13 protein-coding genes are annotated in these 18,348 nt (G+C 51.6%); 3 read left to right on the forward strand and 10 right to left on the reverse strand.

From position 1 onward, the window contains the following. Positions 1–455: 455 nt before the first annotated feature. Positions 456–2,213 carry a PL29 family lyase N-terminal domain-containing protein gene (locus tag BQ7480_RS06925; protein WP_083581780.1) on the forward strand — a complete coding sequence of 586 codons (1,758 nt, stop codon included), beginning with the start codon at positions 456–458 and terminating at the stop codon, positions 2,211–2,213. Between the two features lie 275 nt (positions 2,214–2,488). Here BQ7480_RS06925 and BQ7480_RS06930 read toward each other — a convergent pair whose 3' ends face one another. The 3 genes from BQ7480_RS06930 to BQ7480_RS06940 all read right to left on the reverse strand — a co-directional run bounded on the left by BQ7480_RS06930 (position 2,489) and on the right by BQ7480_RS06940 (position 4,593). Beyond that, the gene (locus BQ7480_RS06930) at positions 2,489–3,046 is read right to left on the reverse strand and encodes a 1-acyl-sn-glycerol-3-phosphate acyltransferase (RefSeq protein ID WP_072543939.1); all 558 of its coding nucleotides are present in this window, start codon (positions 3,044–3,046) and stop codon (positions 2,489–2,491) included. A 6-nt stretch (positions 3,047–3,052) separates the two neighbouring features. Beyond that, entirely contained in the window at positions 3,053–3,325 is a 273-nt protein-coding gene (locus tag BQ7480_RS06935) for a hypothetical protein (RefSeq protein WP_072542276.1), read from the reverse strand. 212 nt (positions 3,326–3,537) lie between these two features. Next, on the reverse strand, positions 3,538–4,593 hold the full coding sequence (locus tag BQ7480_RS06940; RefSeq protein WP_072542277.1) for a hypothetical protein: 1,056 nt from the start codon (positions 4,591–4,593) through the stop codon (positions 3,538–3,540). Positions 4,594–4,911: 318 nt separating this feature from the next. Here BQ7480_RS06940 and BQ7480_RS06945 point away from each other — a divergent pair, with 318 nt between their 5' ends. After that, positions 4,912–6,834, forward strand: a complete 1,923-nt coding sequence (locus tag BQ7480_RS06945; protein WP_072542278.1) for a transglycosylase domain-containing protein — start codon at positions 4,912–4,914, stop codon at positions 6,832–6,834. 86 nt (positions 6,835–6,920) lie between these two features. On the opposite strand, the gene BQ7480_RS06950 is transcribed toward BQ7480_RS06945, so the two are convergent. After that, positions 6,921–7,334: a secondary thiamine-phosphate synthase enzyme YjbQ gene (locus BQ7480_RS06950; protein ID WP_022354620.1), complete on the reverse strand. Its 414-nt coding sequence runs from the start codon at positions 7,332–7,334 to the stop codon at positions 6,921–6,923. A gap of 26 nt (positions 7,335–7,360) precedes the next feature. Then, on the reverse strand, positions 7,361–8,926 hold the full coding sequence (locus BQ7480_RS06955) for an ATP-binding protein (RefSeq protein WP_072542279.1): 1,566 nt from the start codon (positions 8,924–8,926) through the stop codon (positions 7,361–7,363). Positions 8,927–9,207: 281 nt separating this feature from the next. Here BQ7480_RS06955 and BQ7480_RS06960 point away from each other — a divergent pair, with 281 nt between their 5' ends. Then, positions 9,208–9,696 (forward strand): hypothetical protein, encoded by a 489-nt coding sequence (locus BQ7480_RS06960; RefSeq protein WP_022354617.1) that lies wholly within the window; start codon positions 9,208–9,210, stop codon positions 9,694–9,696. Between the two features lie 138 nt (positions 9,697–9,834). Here BQ7480_RS06960 and BQ7480_RS06965 read toward each other — a convergent pair whose 3' ends face one another. The 5 genes from BQ7480_RS06965 to BQ7480_RS06985 all read right to left on the reverse strand — a co-directional run bounded on the left by BQ7480_RS06965 (position 9,835) and on the right by BQ7480_RS06985 (position 18,331). After that, the gene (locus tag BQ7480_RS06965; protein ID WP_072542280.1) at positions 9,835–13,491 is read right to left on the reverse strand and encodes an ATP-binding protein; all 3,657 of its coding nucleotides are present in this window, start codon (positions 13,489–13,491) and stop codon (positions 9,835–9,837) included. Then, complete coding sequence (locus tag BQ7480_RS06970; RefSeq protein ID WP_072542281.1) at positions 13,475–14,065, reverse strand: condensin complex protein MksE; 591 nt, start codon at positions 14,063–14,065, stop codon at positions 13,475–13,477. The genes BQ7480_RS06965 and BQ7480_RS06970 overlap by 17 nt, the downstream gene beginning before the upstream one ends. Positions 14,066–14,093: 28 nt before the next feature. Then, positions 14,094–15,329, reverse strand: a complete 1,236-nt coding sequence (locus tag BQ7480_RS06975) for a hypothetical protein (protein ID WP_072542282.1) — start codon at positions 15,327–15,329, stop codon at positions 14,094–14,096. A gap of 295 nt (positions 15,330–15,624) precedes the next feature. Beyond that, a complete protein-coding gene (locus BQ7480_RS06980; RefSeq protein WP_072542283.1) occupies positions 15,625–17,262 on the reverse strand; it encodes a B12-binding domain-containing radical SAM protein in 1,638 nt (545 codons plus the stop codon). A 130-nt stretch (positions 17,263–17,392) separates the two neighbouring features. After that, on the reverse strand, positions 17,393–18,331 hold the full coding sequence (locus BQ7480_RS06985; protein WP_072542284.1) for a ribose-phosphate pyrophosphokinase: 939 nt from the start codon (positions 18,329–18,331) through the stop codon (positions 17,393–17,395). Between the last annotated feature and the right edge of the window lie 17 nt (positions 18,332–18,348).

An 18,348-nucleotide genomic window follows, 5' to 3' on the forward strand; every position in this document is an offset into this window, starting at 1 on the left:
TAATAAAACACGCTCTTGCAGAATAACAATTTTTCTCTAAATTTGTGTTAGAATTCCATTGAAACTTAAACTGGTTTAAAGAATTAAAGGAACTTGGCTTATTAGAGTCTTTTCGGTCTTTGAACGTTTGAATTTTAGTTCTGGAATAAAGGTATTTCAAGGGGGGCTTGTCTGTCAAAAATACGTTTAATAGAGCTTTTGCATCACCTTTTGCTCTGCGCTATTTCACTCGCCAAAACATGGAAAACACAAGTCGATGGTCGTAGAATCAAACATGTATGTCCTTTCTCCTCATGTGGCAAGCATTCTCTTCGAAGATGCAATAATTGCTGTCTTGATTTACGCTTGGCAGGAACTGAGTATAATTCGAATGTTTGAAAGAATGTATCAAGGCTTTAAGGGGAAAATCGTGTTAATCTTAAATAATGTAGTTATTAACCTGAAAAATTAGCGTTATGAAACTAAAATCTTTCTTCTTATGGTCGCTGATGATAATTGGTGCCATATCCTGTAAGTATGATGATGGGGAACTCTGGAACAAGGTGAATGATCTGGACGAACGTTTGACGAACATTGAAGGGCAATTAACTCAAATGAACACAAACATCTCTTCCATGAGTTCTATCGTGAACGCATTGGAAGCTAATGTGTATGTAACGAGTGTTACGGAAACAGAAAACGGATATACTATTACATTCAGTGACGGGCAAACGGCATCGATAGCTAATGGAACGGCTGGAAAAGATGCCCCGGTTATCGGATTTAATAAAGATACGGATGGTAAATACTATTGGACTCAAACAATAGACGGTCAGCAAGACTGGCTGACAGATGAAAACGGCAATAAGATTCCTGTCACAGGAAATGATGCGGTTACGCCGCAGTTGAAAGTCAGCACGACAGGCTATTGGATGATCAGTTATGACCATGGGCTGACCTTTGTTGAGGTGCTGGATGAGAATGGTAACCCGGTAAAAGCTGTCGGCGAGCCTGGAGCCAGTGGTGATTCATGGTTCAGCAACGTGAGTGTAGAAAACGGTGAGGTTATATTTGTTCTCAAAGATGGCACTGAGATTAGAATACCATTTGAGGGAGAGGAGGAAATTCCCAGTATAAACTATGATGAGTTTAATATTGTGAATAATGGTGACGAAGTAAAGGGTGCCGTTGAAGAAATCACAGAGGAGGGTAATGACGGGCAACCGCTCACTATTGTGCAGACGGTTCCTTCTATATCTGAACTGATGCCAGCTACGGCATCTGTGAAATACGCTTCTATTCCGTTGCTTTATTCGGAAAGAACAAATACCCGTGAACAGCAGATGGGTTACACACATTCCATTTCACGTGCAGGAGAGAGCAACGTCACTTTCCCCGCAAATTTGCCTATCATGTTCTTTTTTGATGACAAAATCTTGCTCCCTTCTATCAAAGATAATTTTGTGGTAACCGTAGATGGAGTGGATGTGAAAGGAACAATTACAATCAATGCCAGTTCTACAGGAAATGCGATTATCACATTTACCCCTTGGGAGGAATTCCAGATCAATGTGAGCATCACCATTACTGTGAAGAAAGGCATGATGGATAAGAATGGAAACGAGATGCTTCAGGATGTCGTTTTGTCATACATTACAAACAATCCGGAAGTTAGCAGCTTTGACGGCAATACAAATTTTGAAAAAGGAAATGACGGAATTTACCTGATAGGCGACGGCAGTATAATGGAAGGCAGTGTGGGGGATATGGTTCCGCAGGAAGGTAGTCATTATGCCGCCATATCTTCAGGTAACTGTCTGGTTTCAGCAGATGGTTATGCTATCGGAGGCACTTCCAGTATGATGATATTGGGGCCGATAGAAAAAAATATCAAGAATCTTTCGTTCCATTATGACTTTATCTCTGCGGAGTTTAATGAGTGGGTCGGTTCAGCATTTGATGATTGTGTGGTCATGACGATTTATGGACCTTATGGCTCTTATTCCATTATGCTGACGAGCGTGAATATCATCGGTCAAGACAATACGCAGTTTAATGATTATCCGAATATGCCTGATGAAGGAGATCCTTATGCGGGTCATATCGGATGGACTGCTGCCAACATTAATGATATTCCTTATGTCGGAACACCGGCATATATCTCTTTCACTGTAACGGATGTGGGAGATACTATATATTCATCAATCTTTACAATAGATAATATTAACTATTAAAAGGAACTTAAAAATTGGATGAATTGAACCTTATCCAATGCTCGAAAGAGGCTGAGACGATAATTCTCATTCTATGACAAAACAAAGAAAAGCTGCCCCAATTTGTTGAAAATGAGGCAGCTTTTCCTGTTTTTTCAAACGCCTTTGCGCTGGGGGAAAAACGCACTTGCGTTTCGGTCAAAACGTCCTTGCGTTTTCCTTCAAACGCACTTGCGTTTTAGTTGAAACGTCCTTGCGTTTTGGAGTAAACGTCGAAGCGTTTTTCGCATACGTTTTCAGTCGATGTTTCCCACGGTGAATTTCTCGGGATGTTTCCCCTTGAAATCCTTGAAATACGACTTGATTTCCTTCATGTCCTTTTCAATGTCGCCCGTCGGCATGAGGTATTTCCCCGCCTTGATACATTTCTTTTGATAGTCTATGCCTATCAGCACGATGGGAATCTGGGCTCCCAGGGCGATGTAATAGAACCCCTTTTTCCATTCCGGGTTGGCCGAGCGAGTGCCTTCCGGGGTGATGGCCAGGTGAAACGTATCGCTTTTCTTGATTCGTTCTACCAGCTGGTCCACCATGGACGTACGCTTGTCGCGGTGTACGGGAATCCCTCCCATCTTCCGGAACAGGATGCCCAGCGGGAAGAAGAACCATTCCTTCTTCATCAGAAAGCCCGACTGGCGGCCTACGGCCGTGATGAACAGTTTCCCGATAATCAGGTCCCAGTTGGTGGTGTGCGGGGCCGCGCAGATGATGCACTTCTTGAAGTCGGGCACATCCACTTCCGCTTTCCAGCCCAGCAGTTTGTGGTAGATAAACCTGCAGATGGCTTGTTTCATGCGCACTTATTTGGCCAGTTCTTCCAGTTTTTTGAACACGCTGTCCACTTCGGCATTGAAGTCGGTTCTCAGCTTCTTGTAGAACAGTTTCACGCTGCCCGGTTCGGTGTGGCTGATGCGGCTGATGATGTCGTTGCGCAAGTTGATAATCTGGAGAAACAGCTGGCTGTAAGCTTCCCGTTTTTCCGCATTGGCGTTGGCCGATTCTACCAGGCAGAGTCCTGCTGCCACTTCGGTGATATAATTGACGGTTTTTTTCAATGATTTTCTACTTGCCATAATTCTAAAGTTTTTAGTTAATAAAAATGGATTATGCTGTAAAGATACGATTTCTTTTGGAATATCCATGACTGGTATCGCGATTCTTATGCATAAAAAACGTTCCGTACGTGTCCGGCAGCCTGTTGAAACGTGTAAAGGGAGGTGCCTGAGCGTACGGAACGGAAAAGAGAGATTAGATATGTCCTGTTAGAATGAATGGAGCTATATGCTTATTTTGCCAGCAGCATGTTGAATTCGGTTTTCAGCAGATGCTTTTGCGGAGAAGTGGCCGCACTTCTTCCTGGTTCGATACCCTCATTGATGGTAAATTCCATCACTTTCGTGGCTCCGGTCAGTTCATCGTCGATGCTGTTGTCGGGTGTGCCTGCCGGGAAAACTCCTGAAGTGGGGTTTGAGCCTGATTTCGGGATGACGGCACTTCCTTTATAGGTTGCCCTGACGGTATAGCTTGTGGCAGTGGAAGGGTCACAGTTGGCATACATGTTTACCCATACCTGATACGTGCCTTTCTGCATGCAGTCTGTGTTGAAGAAGATGTTCTCACTGTTCGTTCCGTCGATATCACATCCGGCGTTGGAGTCAATGTCCAGTCCGATTTTTTCCCATTCAATGTCTGGCTCATCATAGTAATTCCCGTTCTCTAGCCAGTCGTTGAGTATTTGATACTGCTCTGAATAGTAGGGGAAAATCTGGCCATAATAGATGATGTTTCCATTGGGTTCTACCACATACAAGTCTACATCTTTTTCATTGCTGAAACGCAGATTGACTTGCAAGTCGCCGGTTCCGGCTTCTACAAAGTGGGTCTGGCTTGTGAATCTCGGCGACACTTCTCCTCGTCTGTTTACGGTGGTAAATTCAAGGATGAAGTTTTCATTCAGGTTCTGGCTGAGCAGTACCAGTATGGTATAGATGTAAATCTTGCCTTCTTCTGTGGCACGGCCTTGGGCGGTCACTGGGGCATCCAGTTTCACTTTGAGGTATCCGCTTTCTCCCTGCACGCCGATATTGACATAATCGAGTTCCTCATTGGCATTCAAGGTAAGGTAAGAGGTTCCTCCGGGGAGGGCTGTTTCATCGAATGAGGCAGCTTGTAGCATTTGTGTATTGTTGCCTACCGGGAGACTGCCTTCTGTGTATTCTCCGTTTTCTACGTCAATGAACTGCTCTTGAAGGGAACTCATTGTGGACTCGTCATTTTCCCCACAGGCGTACATGGCCATGGCGCAGAACATCATTCCAAACAGTTTGATAATTTTTTTCATAGCATTCCTTTTTATGTGCTTATTCCCCCTGAAGCCGGTGAATAAATGGCAGACACAGGGAATATCCCCTTTAAGGTGGAGGGATGTGCCTGCTCCTTGGTTTTGCCTCTGATATATATATTGAGTGTGAAAAGAAAAATGTTTCTCTTTTTCCAAAAATAACGGTGAAAAAGATTGAATGCAAACGGAATAAGGTGATTTTGTTCCTGATTGTTGCTGTGATGGCACTATCTGTACGAATTTATAGGTTATGCGGATGAAATTTTCCAAAGTTTTTCAGCGAATATTTTTTACCTTTGTGGCATAGACGCGAACATTATGAAACGGATACTGATTTACACGGGTGCGGGCCTGCTGGTGTGCCTCTTTCTGCTGGCCGGCGGATTGTGGATTTTCCGCAACCGCATCCTGAACCGGCTGACGGAAAAGAAGATTGCCCAGGTGGAACAACGCTACGGGCTGGATGTGCATTATGAGAGCCTGCGCTTTGAAGGGACCGGACGGCTTTCCCTCGGGGGACTGTCGGTGGTGCCGGAGGGAAGGGACACGCTGCTGACGCTTCGTTCGGCGGCGTTTGACCTGGGCTTCTGGCAACTGCTGAAAGGCAATGTGGAGGTGCGCAATGTGTACATGGACGGCCTCACGGTCAGTTTCGTGAAGGAGAACCAGACGGCCAACTACGACTTCCTGTTCCGCAGCCGGACGGGAGGGGAGGAGGCCGCGCAGGACCATTCGCATGCGGGATACGACAAGCGGGTGCAACTGGTGCTCGACGGGGTGTTCCGTCTGCTGCCTTCCGACGGACGCCTTACCCATCTCCGGATTCGGGAGCGGAAGGACAGCGATTCGGTCAGCCTGTTCGTGCCGGAATTCAATATTGACCATCATCGTTTCAAGAGCCGGCTCACTTTCGTGGAGGGTGCACGCACGCAGCACTGGCAGACCGAAGGTGAAATCAATGCCGACGAACGACGGGTGTCGGTAGGCATTCAGGCTCCGGAATTGATTGTACCTTATATCCGCCGCAGGTTCGGGGCAGAGGTGTCTTTCAACCGCCTCTACCTGAGTTTCACCCAGCAGAGGGAGAACGGAAAACTGGTTTTGTCCGGGAAAACGGAAGTGGACGGACTGGCCGTGTTCCACCGCCGGTTGTCGCCGGAGCGCATCAACCTGGACGAGGGGGAGCTGGATTTCCACCTGAACGTGGAGCCGCATGCCCTGGAACTGGACAGCGCGAGTACGGTGCGTTTCAACCGTCTGCGGTTTCATCCCTACCTGCGCCTGGAACCGCCCGCCCATCTGATTGCGTCCATCCACAAACCTTCTTTCCCGGCTGAAGAGCTGTTCGGTTCCTTGCCCCATGGCTTGTTCGAGAACCTGGAGGGCATCCGGGTGGCAGGCAACCTGTCCTACGATTTCGGACTGGATGCCGACTTGGCCTGTCCCGACAGCCTGCAGTTCCATTCCGACCTGCGTCCGGAGCATTTCCGGATTCTGGGCTATGGAGCGACCAATCTCAGCAAGATGTCGGAAGAGTTTGAATATACCGCCTACGAAGATGAAGTGCCGGTACGCACATTTCCGGTCGGACCGTCGTGGAACCACTTCCTGCCGTTCGACAGTGTGCCCCAGCTGATGCGCATGGCCGTGCTGCAAAGTGAGGACGGCGGTTTCTTCTATCATCAGGGCTTCCTGCCCGACGCCATCCGTCAGGCCATGGCCTACGACCTGAAAGCCCGCCGTTTTGCCCGTGGAGGAAGCACGATTTCCATGCAGCTGGTCAAGAACGTATTTCTGAACCGCCGCAAAAACATCGCGCGTAAACTGGAAGAAGCCTTGATTGTATGGCTGATTGAGCAGAACCGGCTGACTTCGAAAGAACGGATGTTCGAGGTGTATCTCAACATCGCGGAATGGGGACCGAGAATCTATGGTCTGCTGGAAGCCTCGGAATTCTATTTTGGGAAGCGTCCGTCGCAACTCACGCTGGAGGAATGTATCTACCTGGCTTCCATCATCCCGAAGCCGAAGCATTTCCGCAGCTCGTTTGATGACAACGGGAGGTTGAAAGAGAACCAGGAAGGACACTTCCGCTTGGTGGCCCGCAGAATGGCCGCCAAGGGTGTCATTTCTGAAGAAGCCGCCGAGGGAATCGACCTGTCGCGGGTGGTGCTGACCGGAGAAGCCGGCAAATGTTTCTCCGACAGCCTCAGCCTTTCCGCTCCGCCGCCCGCTTTCTGACGAGGAAGGACTTCCTCCACGTTATTCTCCGATGAAAATGTTTCCGCGACGAGGACCTTCGTGCCGACCGTATTCCTTCCTCCGTGTTATTCTCCGATGAGGGTGGCCACGATACGCCGCCCTCCGCCGTGGTTGCGGAACTCACAGAGGTAGATTCCCTGCCACGTGCCCAGGTTCAGTCGTCCGTCGGTCACCGGGATGGACAGGCTGGCACCCACCAGGGTCGATTTGGCATGGGCGGGCATGTCGTCCCAGCCTTCCAGCGTATGGTCGTACCAGGATTCTCGTTCACGCACCAGGTTATTGAAAATCTTTTCCATGTCGCTCCGTACGTCCGGGTCGCAGTTCTCGTTGATAGACAGTCCGGCACTGGTATGCTGGATGAAGAGGTTGAGCAGTCCGGTCTTGGGCAGTGCCGGCAGGTGGCTCAGCACCTCATCCGTCACCAGATGAAAGCCGCGGGTGCGCGGCCGGAGAGTGAAAGTGGTTTGTTGTATCATCATTATGACAGGTTGATTGGTTTATTTTATATACATTTCCAGTCACCGATGGTGCCGGTTTCGGAAGAGAAGCTGGCCCCTATCCTGTAAAGCGTGCGGGAGTCGGAAGCATATTCCTTTGCATAGCCTTTTTCCTCTATCTGCTGAAGAGCCTCTTCGGCTGTACCGTCCAGCTTGAACTCGAAGATATAGATATATTGCGGCGTTTCCACGATGCAGTCCACCCGTCCTTGACTCTGTGCCTTTTCCACATAGACCGTGTAGACACTGACCATTCGCATAATCAGGTAGAAGGTGTACTGGAAATAACGCTCGCGTTCGGTCTCGTCCTCCTTGCGTCGCATGGTGTAGGGGATGCTGGCCAGGAAAGACGTGAAGAGGGTACGCAGGGTGTCCGTGTCGCCCGCTTCCAAGGTTTCCACCACCTCGTCCACCCATCCTTCCACGCGCTGTTTGGGCTTCAGGTAGGAGGCGGCCAACATGGTCAGGAAGCCGTTCTTCACCTCGTTGTTGGGGAAGTCGAGCAGGAACTTGTTCATGCGCATATTGTACCCCTTGATGGTGAGGTATCCGCTTTGGAAAATCATGGGCAGGGGCTGTTCCACATCCGCCTTGTAGTCGATGAACTCTTCCGGGCGGTAGTATTTTCCGGTAAGCTCGTTGAGGTTCTCGTTAAAATGGGTGAGAAGCCGGATGAGGTAGGTGGGCGTGCCGGAGCGGAACCAGTAATCATCTACACTTTGGCTGTCTAATGCATTAAGCAGGCTGAAAGGATTATATACGTCTGTCATCTGTTTGCTGAAATGATACCCATCGTATTGCAGCTTGAGACGTTGTTTCATTTCTTCCGGCGTAAAACCATATTCGTGTGCCATTTCCGCGATGGGCTCCGGGAAATAGCGGTCTATCTCTTCCTGTGTGATGCCGCAGAGCGCTTCGTAGCGTCGGTCCATGCTGATGTCCTTGGGCTGGTTGAACCCGCTGAACACACTCACCTGCGAGAATTTGGTGACTCCCGTCAGCAGGACGAACTGCAGGTGTGCATCGGCTCCCTTGAACACGGAGTAGAAGGCCTTCAGCACGTTGCGATGTCGGTCCTCCAGACCGGTGTCCACATCGAGCACGTCCAGAATCGGTTTGTCGTATTCATCAATCAGTACTACAGCCCGTCGTCCGGTCTGCTCGTGCGCCGCGCGGAGCACCTTGATAAAGCGTCCTCCCACGTCCAGCCGGTCGGCTTCGGAAGTCAGTCCGTAGCGGGTTTCCCAATCGGACACGTAATCCTCCAGCCGTTCTTCCAGTACGCCCGCTTGGGTGAAGTTGGAGCCGTTGAAGTCCACATGAAACACGGGATACACATTCCAGGCCTTTTCCAGCTGGTCTATTTTCAGTCCCTTGAACAGTTCCTTGTGCCCCAGGAAGTAGTGCTCCAGTGTGGACACCAGCAGACTTTTTCCGAAGCGTCGCGGACGGCTCAGGAAATAAATGCTTCCTTCTTGTGCAAGCTGGTAAATCAGGTCTGTTTTGTCAACATAGACATATCCGTCTTCGATGATGCGGTCAAAGCTCTGTATTCCGATAGGGTACTTCATGGGGCGAATGAATAATTAAGAATGAATAATGAATACTTTTTTCCAAAGATAGTGCAAACCGAGCGAAGCGGCAAGCGGAAAACGAAGTTTTCCAGCTTGCGTTTCCGAGGTGCGGCCTATATTCTTCAAAGATAGAGTGCAAACCGAGTGAAGCGGCAAGCGGAAAAGAATTATACGCAACCTTTAAAAATTATTTCTAGACAAGAAATATAAATATTAGTTGTATTTCTTGAAGGAAATATTTAATTTTATGACGTTGAATAAATATAAAATTTTTTACTATGAAAAAATGTCTTATTGTTTGGCTCACTTTAGTAGTGAGTTTGTCGGTACTTCCTTTCAGTGTAAATGCTTCAAGTAGTCGAAATGTGGAAATTACAACTCCTGACAGATCGTTGGAGGCAAAATTCTTAAAAGCCTACCGGTCGGGAGAGTATGTAGTAGTGGAAATGTTGTTTCAGAATGTTACCGATAAAGATTATTCCATGCGTGTATTTTTAGGGGATAATGTGGTGGTGTATGATGAGCTTGGAAATCAGTATACGGGAAACATATATGGTACATTCACGAAAGAAGGTAATCTTAGACTTTCTCCGCAGGTAGAGCTTCCTGCGGATATACCGGTGCGTTTCAGCCTGTATATTCAGAATGTGGCTAGTGATGTTCAATTTCTTCCTCGAATTAACTTGAATAATATTATTGCAATCAGGCCAGCAAGGTTTGCTTCCTCAAAATTAATTATAAAAAATATTTCTATTTCCGAGATGTAGGAAAAAATTGTAACATGTTCCTCGGAATGAAAAATAAAAACCTTACTCAGTGAATGGTAGCCATTTATCTGAGTAAGGTTTTCATTTTGGATTATAGCAGGTTGTCAATTCATGTTTGCCTGAGCCTGTTCTCTCTGTTTACAGCTTCTGGTCGGAGATGAGCCGGGCGATGCGCGTCTTGCTCTGTGCCCCTTTGGTGAGCAGGTACACATGCTTGTAGGCATCGCGGTTCAGTTCCGTGGGCGAGCCGTTGATGAGGATGATGTTCCGGTCGTTGGCAAACTTCAGGATACCGTTCACGTTGTTCGGGTGGAGCTTGCCGATTTCGTCCATCATGCAGTGCAGCTTGAAATCCTTGAACTTGCGCGAAGCCCCTTCCTTGAACACGTTCAGCAGCATGATGTTGATCATGGCCTTCACCAGAATGTCCGTTCCTTCCGAACCCACGTTCGAGAGTTTCTCCACGAAGCCCGTGTCGTTGTTGTTCTCGATGATGCGGAAACGCAGCTCGAACGAGTCGTACAGGCGGATGCTGTCGTAGCGGTAGGCATGAATCTCCTTGATGAAGTCGCGGAGCAGGGCGATGGCTTCCTGCTTCACCAGCTGCTCGTTTTCCGACGAGAAGAGGTTGGTGCCCGGCGCCAGGTCGTAGGCATGCTCGTTGTAGTATTTCTGGATGGCACGCAGGCTGTTCACCACGCGGTTGCTGCTCTCTTCCACCTTCATCTCGATGCACTGGATGACGCCCACGAAGTTGCACGTCTGGAATCCCTTGTTCACCTTGCCGATGAGGTCCTGGATGTCGTCTTCCGAAGCCGTCAGCATCGAGGTATCCATGCTGATGCGCTTGAAGATGTCGGAGTGCTCGTTGTTGATGCGGCGGACGAACTCGCTGATTTTGTTCTCTTCCACGAAGTCGTGCAGCTCCTCGGCAAAGCGGAGGTACTCCCAGTCTTCGGTAAACTTGGTCTTGAACTTGAAGGTGTTGTCTTCGTCGAAATGGCCGGTGAAGAGGTTCACTTCCTTGCGCAGGCGGTTCTGCAACGTCATGTACTGGCTGTCCGTGCGGCCCAGCTCGTCAATCAGTTCCAGACAGGTACGCGGCGTGTGGATTTCCACCGTGACAGGGTGCTCCGGATTGAAAATGTCCTGATGCGGCTTGTACCAGTCGTAGGCCGGAATCTTGCCGTATGCCTCCAGGTTGGCCTGCAACTGCGTCACTTCCTGCTCGGCCTGCTGCAGTTCCTTGTGGAGGGCGTCAATCTGTTCCTGCAAGCCCGAGGTCTCCCGGCGCAGGTTGTCCTTTTCCTGACCAAGCTGACGCTTCTGTTCCTCCTGCTCACGTTTCCATTCCGGAATGTGGTCGATGAGGTCGCGCTTGTCTTTCTCGTACTCGATGAGGAGGGTGGCGTGCTCCTTGATGAACTGCAGTTCGCGGTCGATGTCGCGCAGCTGACTGCCAATCTGTTGCAGACGTTCGGTGTCGGCCCCCTGCGAGTGGAGTTCCTGCTTCATCTGGCGCTCGTATTCCGCCTTTTCCGTGGCGATGCGCTGCTGTTCCTCCTGGTCTTCCAGACGGATGCTGCCCGCCTGTGTTTCCTTCTCCCGGGCGATGTCCTGCTGCACCCGGTTCCATTCCTGCTTCAGCCGGTTCAGTTTCTCGCTCTTCTCGCGGTTCAGGTTGTTCAGCTTGCCGTCAATCTCTTGCAGTTCCGCGGCGATGCGTTGCTTTTCTTCCTCCAGTTTCCGGAGCTTGGCGGCACGTTCGGCTTCCGCCTTCTTCTTCCAGTCGTCCAGGTCGAGCATGTCTTTCTGGTATTGCTGTTCCAGTTTCTCCAGCTCGTATTCCTGTACCGAAATCACGTCTTTCTGCTCTTTGATGCGGGGCTGGTACTTGGCCTTCAGCTGTTCCTCCAAAGCCTCCTTTTCCTGTTGCAGACGGAGGGTTTCGGCCTGGATTTCCGCCAGCCGCTTCACGCCCTTGTCGCGTTCCGCCTGATAGTCGTCGATGGAGCGGATGTGGCGTTCGATGTCCTGCAGGGAGATGGAGATGCCGTAGAACGACGTGCCCTCGTCCACTATCTTCGGCGAAAGGTTGGTCTGCCAGAGGATGGACTCATCGCACAGTTTGCCGATGTTCTCTTCCCATCCCTTCTTGTGCTCCTTGAGCCAGCCTTGCAGGGTGCTTTTGCTGTTTTTCAGGAAGGTCTCCAGTTCGTCCATGCGTGGGCGGAGCTGCAAGTGCTCGGCCTGCAGCTGCATCAGGGCCTCGTCTTTCTCCTTCAGTCCCTTCTGCAATTCCTCTTCCCACTTCAGGGTGAGTTCCTTGATGACGAGCTGGGCGTTGTTGATGCGGTTCTTCTTGCTCATGTGCAGGCCCGTGTACGACTGGATGCGGTGTTTCAGTTCCTCCTGCTCGGCTTCGAAGAAGGTTTCCTTGCGGCACAGCTGCATCTGGTAGTCGAGGGCGGTCAGTTCGTTCTGCTTGCCGCTGCGTTCCGGATGCAGTTGCTGGGAAAGCTGTTCGTACTCCTGATAGAGGGCTTCGGTGGCCGCTTCGTGCTGTCGGCGGGCTTCCTCGATGCGGGTGTTGAACGTGTTGTTCAGTCCCTCGAGCTGCTTGATTTTGGCCTCATGGATGCGGTTCCACTGCTCGTCGAGGCTCTGGATGAGCGACTTGTACTTGGTGGAGATTTCCGTATAGTGCGAGGTGAGGATGCGCTGTTCTTCCTGCAATCCCTGCTGCTTGTTTTTCCATTCGTCCTTGCGGGCCGCCCGTTCCTTGATTTCCTCAATCTGCCGGCGGGCATATTCTTTTTCCTTCTGCTGGGCCTTCTGCAGTTCGTTGTTCAGGATGGCCAGTGCCTCCTGCATCTTGTCGCAGCGCTGGCGCGACTGTTCCTGCAGTTCCTGACGGCGGGTGAGGAGGGCGGCACGTTCCTTTTCGGCCTTGCGCTTCCGTTCCTCGGCCTTGGGCAACTGGCTTTCGGTGAGGCGGAAGGTGGCGGCCAGTTCGCGGCAACCCTGTACGAGGGCCGTCTGCTGGCGGGCTACCTGTGCCGAAAGGGAGGTGATTTCCTTGGCCTGTTTCTGCGTCTCGCGTTTCTGGAACTCCTCGATGTCGCGCAGGCGGGTCTCGAAGTTCTTCAGGTGCTCCTTGTAGGTGTTCAGGTCGATGGCCGTCTCGTCTTCGTTGATGGACGAGATGATGGTTTTCTTGATGAATTCCGCGTCGAGCTTCGAGTTGAGGAGCACGTTCTGGATGGTGCGCGGGATGTTCTGGTACTGCTTGCTCTCCATGAGCGAGTAGCGGCTCATCTCGGGGCCTGCTCCGTTGCCGTAGAGGATGTTACGGTATTCGTCGTAGGTATAGATGATGCGCGAGTAGTCCACGCCATACTGGTCGAGGGCGGCACGGATGCGGTCATTGCCGCTGTAGGCCGTGCGGTGTTCGTCGACGAAGAACTCCATGCGGTAGGGCGAGTCGATGAAACGGTAGCACACGCGGCCCATCGACTTGAAGCTCAGGATGCAGAACGGGCCTTGCTCGGTGGCCACCTCGTAGATGATGTAGGAGTTGGAGTAGGGGAAATAATACTCCGTGTAGCTCTGCTTCTCCACGGGGATGCCCAGCTTCTGGGTGTCGGCGTTGTAGAAAAACAGGATGGCGCGCAGGACGGTACTTTTTCCCACTCCCTGCGTACCGATGAAATGCACATTCCCGTCCAGGTAGATGTCGTCGGCGTAGGGAATGTTGGCGCTGTTGATAAAGATGATTCTATTCAGGTTTCTCATTGTCTTCCGTTTCAGTGTCGTCGTAAATTTGGATACTTTCAATCAGGCGTTCCAGGTAGTGCCAGGAGCTCATCACCTTGTAGGTGTTGGTCTTCTCGTTCTCCAGTTCCAGGAAAGATTCCTTGGTGAGCTGGCGAATCATGTTGTCGAGCACGTCCTTGCGCACGTCCTTGTCGGAGAAATGCTTGCGCAGGCCGTCGAGCTTGTTTTGCAGCATCACGTTGAGGTTGGCCTCCACCAGAATCTGTTCGGGCTGGAAGCGGAAGCCCGCGCCGAAGGTCTCGTCGTAGGTCTTGAACAGGTCGAGCACGTCAATCCAGTAGTAGGCACGCATGATTTTCTGTTCCAGCGTGGTACGCGGTTCCACCCGCGAGAAGTAAAAGTATTCGTTGCCCCGTTCCAGGGTGTAGCCGATTTGGGCGAAGTAGACCGACAGCGCCTCGAAATGGTCGTCTATCTGGTCGTACATGTCGCGCACGGCTTCGTTGCAGCTGTTCGAACTGATGAACTGTCCCTTCTGGAGAGAGTCGAACAAGGCCGCGGTATTGTCAGGTATTTGTATGTTCAGTTCCATAAGTCAAATGTATAGGGATGAATGCGGGTTACGAGTGCGCCGGGTAAATCTTGGCATACTCGTACTGGTGGTACAGGCCGAACTCCTCGCTGATGTGGAGACGGTTTTCGTAGAGCGACACCATCTGGCAGAACAAGGTGGTGCGTTCCTGCTCGTCCACCTCGCGGGCAAAGGTGTAGTGCATCAGGTAGTGGAAGAGGTCTTCTTCCGGAGCCGAGGCATCGTTCCAGCGGGCCTGCGCCTGTGCCTGGATGTAGTCGCCCAAGGTCTCTTCCAGGTCGATGACCTCCTGGTACATGGCCGGCGATTCCATGTCTTCTTCGCTGAAGGCTCCCGCCTCGTGGCTGCGGATAATCTCGCGGTATTGCAGGTTGTGCAGCACCTTCAGGATGACGGGGCGTGCCTCGTCGGTACTCAGATAAGGCAGTGACAGCTTGAACGAAGACGGCACGGTGCCCTCCAGCAGCACGGAATGTTCCTTGTCGAGCACCTCCGAGAGGTTGCTTCGCGACCGCAGCTCGAACTGGTCCTGCAGGTACTTCACCTTCCGGATTTTCTCCACCAGAATCACCTGGCTCTTGATTTGGTTCAGGTAGTTGATGATGTCTTGCTGGGCCCGGATGAGGCTGTGGGCCGAGAGTTGGAGCTCACTGCGCAGTTCCAGCAGGATGCGGTTCAGCTCCTCGTCGGTAGCCTGCTGGAAAAACCGCCGTTCCTCGTGCAGGATGAGGTTTTCGGTGGTGTCAATCAGCTGCTGGATGTGAATCCGTTTCTTGTCGAGGTTCTCCAGTTTGGCAATCTTTATCTGGTAAGTCGGTTCGTGCTTGAAGGCATTGTCGATGCTGCTCTGCAGGTTCATGATGTTGCGGAGGGTGGTACGCGCAATCTTCTGGAACGTAATCTTGATGTTGCGCACATAACTCTCCTTGCGCGAGGCAATCTGCTCCTTCTCGTAGTAGTCCATCAGTTCGTGCAGATAAGCGATGTTCTCGTCGATGATGGCCGTGTTGATGTCCTCGTTCGCCTCGAGGAGCAGTTCGAAGAAGTCGAGAAAGCGGGCATCCAGTTCCACGAAGTTTCCGTTCTGGCGGATGACTTCCTTCTCTATGAGCAGTTTCAACCGGTTTTCATCGTCCTTGAGCAGTGCCAGTGCGTCGGAATAACGGAAACTGAGCGTCTTTCGCTTCTCGAACATTTCCGTAAGCAGTCCCCTGGCCGCCGCAATGGTATTGATAATTTCGTGAATCGATCGGAATATATACATAGTCTAGTTGAAAATTCGGGCAAAGTTATAATTTGCCCGCCAATTTTCCTAATGTTCCGGGACGATTTTCCCCCTCTCTCGGGGTGCTTTTCAGGGAGTTTACAGACGGTTCCTGTCTTTTTTGCCGATGCGAGTATGCTACGCTTGCCAAGGCTTGACCCGGTCTGTGGTCTTTCAGGAACCGTATTCCGGCACCTTGGGGCACTTGTCGGGTATTCCCCAAAAAAGTCAAGGTGATGCTTCCGGCACGCTACGGACACGGGTAAGCGTATCGTATGGGGGCGAGAGGTGGTTTTTATTCCTCGCTCACGGCTGTAAACACCGGGCGGAGTTGCTGGCTTTCGGTTTCGAAGCCATACCAGTAGCAGCGTCCTTCTTCGGGGGCGGGGAGCTTGCACAGGCGGAGGTCGTCACGGTAAGTGCCCGTGCAGACCGTCCACACTTCGGGCGGAGTGACGTGCTTCGTGCGTACCCGTTCGGCCGGTTCCTTCTTGAGCGACATGCCGGCCTCAATCCAGGCCCGGCTCATGGCCGTCAGGAAATGCGGATAGTGTGCCTTGCAGAACTGATAGAGCAGGATGCCCCGTCGTTCCAGTCCCATAGGCTGGTCGATGACCCCGATTTGAATCAGGTGATTCAGGAAGCGCGTCAGGAAGTCGGGTTCTTCCACAATCAGGCGGCGGGTGACTTCCTGCCAGGCCGTTGCGTTGTAGAATCCGTCGAGCAGGCGCGAAAGCTGGCGGGCGGTCTGTAACTCGTCGGGAGTGATTTCGCGGGTCTGAAGCACCTCGTAGGGCGGCAGGGGAGAGTAGCAGATGCCCAGTTGCTTGGCCCGGCGCCGCATCTCCGTGCCCGGCAGCAGCTTCAGCGATTCCAGCTGGATTTCTCCCGCACGGTATTCAGCCAGCGTACGTACGTCGTCGAAAATCTGCGACAAGTGATAGAGGGGTAGCCCCGCAATCAGGTCGGCATGCGTCTCCATGTTGTCCAGTGAGCAGAGATAACGCAGTCCCTCCAAGGCATCGGACAGTTTCCCGGCCCGTCGGCTGACGGTGAGTACCTCTTCGTGCAGGCTTTGGATGCCCGCCTCCAGGTGAAGCAGTCCCTTGGGCATGGAAGCCAGTTCCCGTTTCAGTTCTTCCGAAAGCAGGGCCGGATGGATTTCCAGGTGGAAACGCATGTCGGGAAACTCCCGGAAGAGGTCGAACAGGGCCTTGGCCCGGTGGCTCTGGTAGTTGAATGTACGGTCGAGCACCCGGATGTTCCGGATACCCTTTTCGTGAATCAGTCGGACGCGGGCGCGGATGGCCTCGATGGACAGTGTGCGCACCGGTTTTTCTCCTCCGCTCACACAGAACGCGCAGGTATTGAAGCAGCCTCGGGTAGTCTCCAGTTGCACGAACGGCTTGGTCCAGTTGAAGAACGGACTTTGTTCGGGATTGACCAGTTTGTCGAACGTCCTGACGCGCGACAGCCCGTTGTCGTGGTAATGGCCTTCCGCATCCAGAAAGCATAGCCCCGTGACCGCATCCCAGTCGTCCGGCTGTTGCCAGCGGGCGAGCCACTGCGGAAAAGTCTCTTCCCCCTCGCCCCGGAACACACAGTCGACAAAGCGGTTGGTACGCAGGAAGTCCTCGTTGGGCCCCAGAAACTCCGGACCGCCCAGTGTTACGATGCAGCGCGGCAGCATAGCCTTCACCCGGCTGATGACGTGCATGAGCGCCTCGTGGTTGAAGAGCCAGCAGGTAGCCGCCACGATATCGGGTGCATGGCGCACCACTTCCCCGGCCGTCATTCCCGGGTTTTCATTGATGGTAGCCGACACCACTCCCCACTCCAGGGAAGGGTCGTGCATCACTTGGGCATGCAGGGCTGGAAGCGCCAGTGAGGCATGCGCATACGAACTGTTCAGGTCGAGCCAGAGGATTTTCATGGGCAAAGAAAAGTCAAGATAAAAGATGCGTAAAGACAAAGGAAAAGGATTTGCAAACCGATGCGGAAACCGGGCTGCAAATCCTTTATCGTATCAGACCATCTCTTGTGCAGAGTGTCCGGTTATATTTTTAAATCAGGTACTGTGAGCTGATAGATTCGTTCGACATCACGCGGCGGATGGTTTCAGCAAACATGTCGGCGATGGACAGCTGTTTCACCTTTGCGCAACGCAGAGAGTAAGGTATACTGTCAGTAAACACGATTTCTTCCAGCTGAGAGTTCTGTACACGTTCAGAAGCCGGACCCGACATGACACAGTGAGAAGCGATGGCACGTACCGAGCGGGCACCTGCTTCCTTCATGATGTCGGCCGCCTTGGTGATGGTACCGGCTGTATCCACCATGTCGTCAATCAGGATGACGTTCTTGTCTTTCACGTCACCGATAATCTGCATGGAAGCTACCACGTTGGCTTTTTCACGTGTCTTGTGGCACAATACCAAAGGCACATCCAGGTATTTTGCGTAAGTGCTGGCACGCTTTGAACCACCCACGTCGGGCGTAGCGATAACCAGATTTTCCAGGTTCAGCGACTGGATATAAGGAGCAAAAATAGTAGATGCATACAAGTGGTCTACCGGAATATCGAAGAAACCCTGAATCTGGTCAGCGTGCAAGTCCATGGTAATCAGACGGTCGATACCTGCCACGCTCAGCAAGTCGGCTACCAGTTTCGCACCGATAGATACACGTGGTTTGTCCTTGCGGTCCTGACGAGCCCATCCGAAGTAAGGAACGACGGCAATGATGCTCTTGGCAGATGCACGCTTGGCAGCGTCAATCATCAGCAGGAGTTCCATCAGGTTGTCGGAGTTGGGGAAAGTGGACTGTACCAGAAATACATGCTGTCCACGGATGGATTCTTCATAAGAAACGGCAAACTCGCCGTCCGCGAAGTGAGTAATGTTCATGTTACCAAGTTCACAGCCCAAGCTGTTACAGATTTTTTCTGCAAGGTATCTCGAGTTTGTTCCGGAGAATACCTTAAAAGGTGATTTTGCGCTCATTGTAAAATAGATAATAT

This window comes from Bacteroides mediterraneensis, assembly GCF_900128455.1.
Classification (GTDB): domain Bacteria; phylum Bacteroidota; class Bacteroidia; order Bacteroidales; family Bacteroidaceae; genus Phocaeicola; species Phocaeicola mediterraneensis.

Excerpts from the sequence above, each read along its gene's own strand:
- BQ7480_RS06925 (WP_083581780.1), top strand. The coding sequence starts at position 456 with ATGAAACTAAAATCTTTCTTCTTATGGTCGCTGATGATAATTGGTGCC.
- BQ7480_RS06930 (WP_072543939.1), bottom strand. The coding sequence starts at position 3,046 with ATGAAACAAGCCATCTGCAGGTTTATCTACCACAAACTGCTGGGCTGG.
- BQ7480_RS06935 (WP_072542276.1), bottom strand. The coding sequence starts at position 3,325 with ATGGCAAGTAGAAAATCATTGAAAAAAACCGTCAATTATATCACCGAA.
- BQ7480_RS06940 (WP_072542277.1), bottom strand. The coding sequence starts at position 4,593 with ATGAAAAAAATTATCAAACTGTTTGGAATGATGTTCTGCGCCATGGCC.
- BQ7480_RS06945 (WP_072542278.1), top strand. The coding sequence starts at position 4,912 with ATGAAACGGATACTGATTTACACGGGTGCGGGCCTGCTGGTGTGCCTC.
- BQ7480_RS06950 (WP_022354620.1), bottom strand. The coding sequence starts at position 7,334 with ATGATACAACAAACCACTTTCACTCTCCGGCCGCGCACCCGCGGCTTT.
- BQ7480_RS06955 (WP_072542279.1), bottom strand. The coding sequence starts at position 8,926 with ATGAAGTACCCTATCGGAATACAGAGCTTTGACCGCATCATCGAAGAC.
- BQ7480_RS06960 (WP_022354617.1), top strand. The coding sequence starts at position 9,208 with ATGAAAAAATGTCTTATTGTTTGGCTCACTTTAGTAGTGAGTTTGTCG.
- BQ7480_RS06965 (WP_072542280.1), bottom strand. The coding sequence starts at position 13,491 with ATGAGAAACCTGAATAGAATCATCTTTATCAACAGCGCCAACATTCCC.
- BQ7480_RS06970 (WP_072542281.1), bottom strand. The coding sequence starts at position 14,065 with ATGGAACTGAACATACAAATACCTGACAATACCGCGGCCTTGTTCGAC.
- BQ7480_RS06975 (WP_072542282.1), bottom strand. The coding sequence starts at position 15,329 with ATGTATATATTCCGATCGATTCACGAAATTATCAATACCATTGCGGCG.
- BQ7480_RS06980 (WP_072542283.1), bottom strand. The coding sequence starts at position 17,262 with ATGAAAATCCTCTGGCTCGACCTGAACAGTTCGTATGCGCATGCCTCA.
- BQ7480_RS06985 (WP_072542284.1), bottom strand. The coding sequence starts at position 18,331 with ATGAGCGCAAAATCACCTTTTAAGGTATTCTCCGGAACAAACTCGAGA.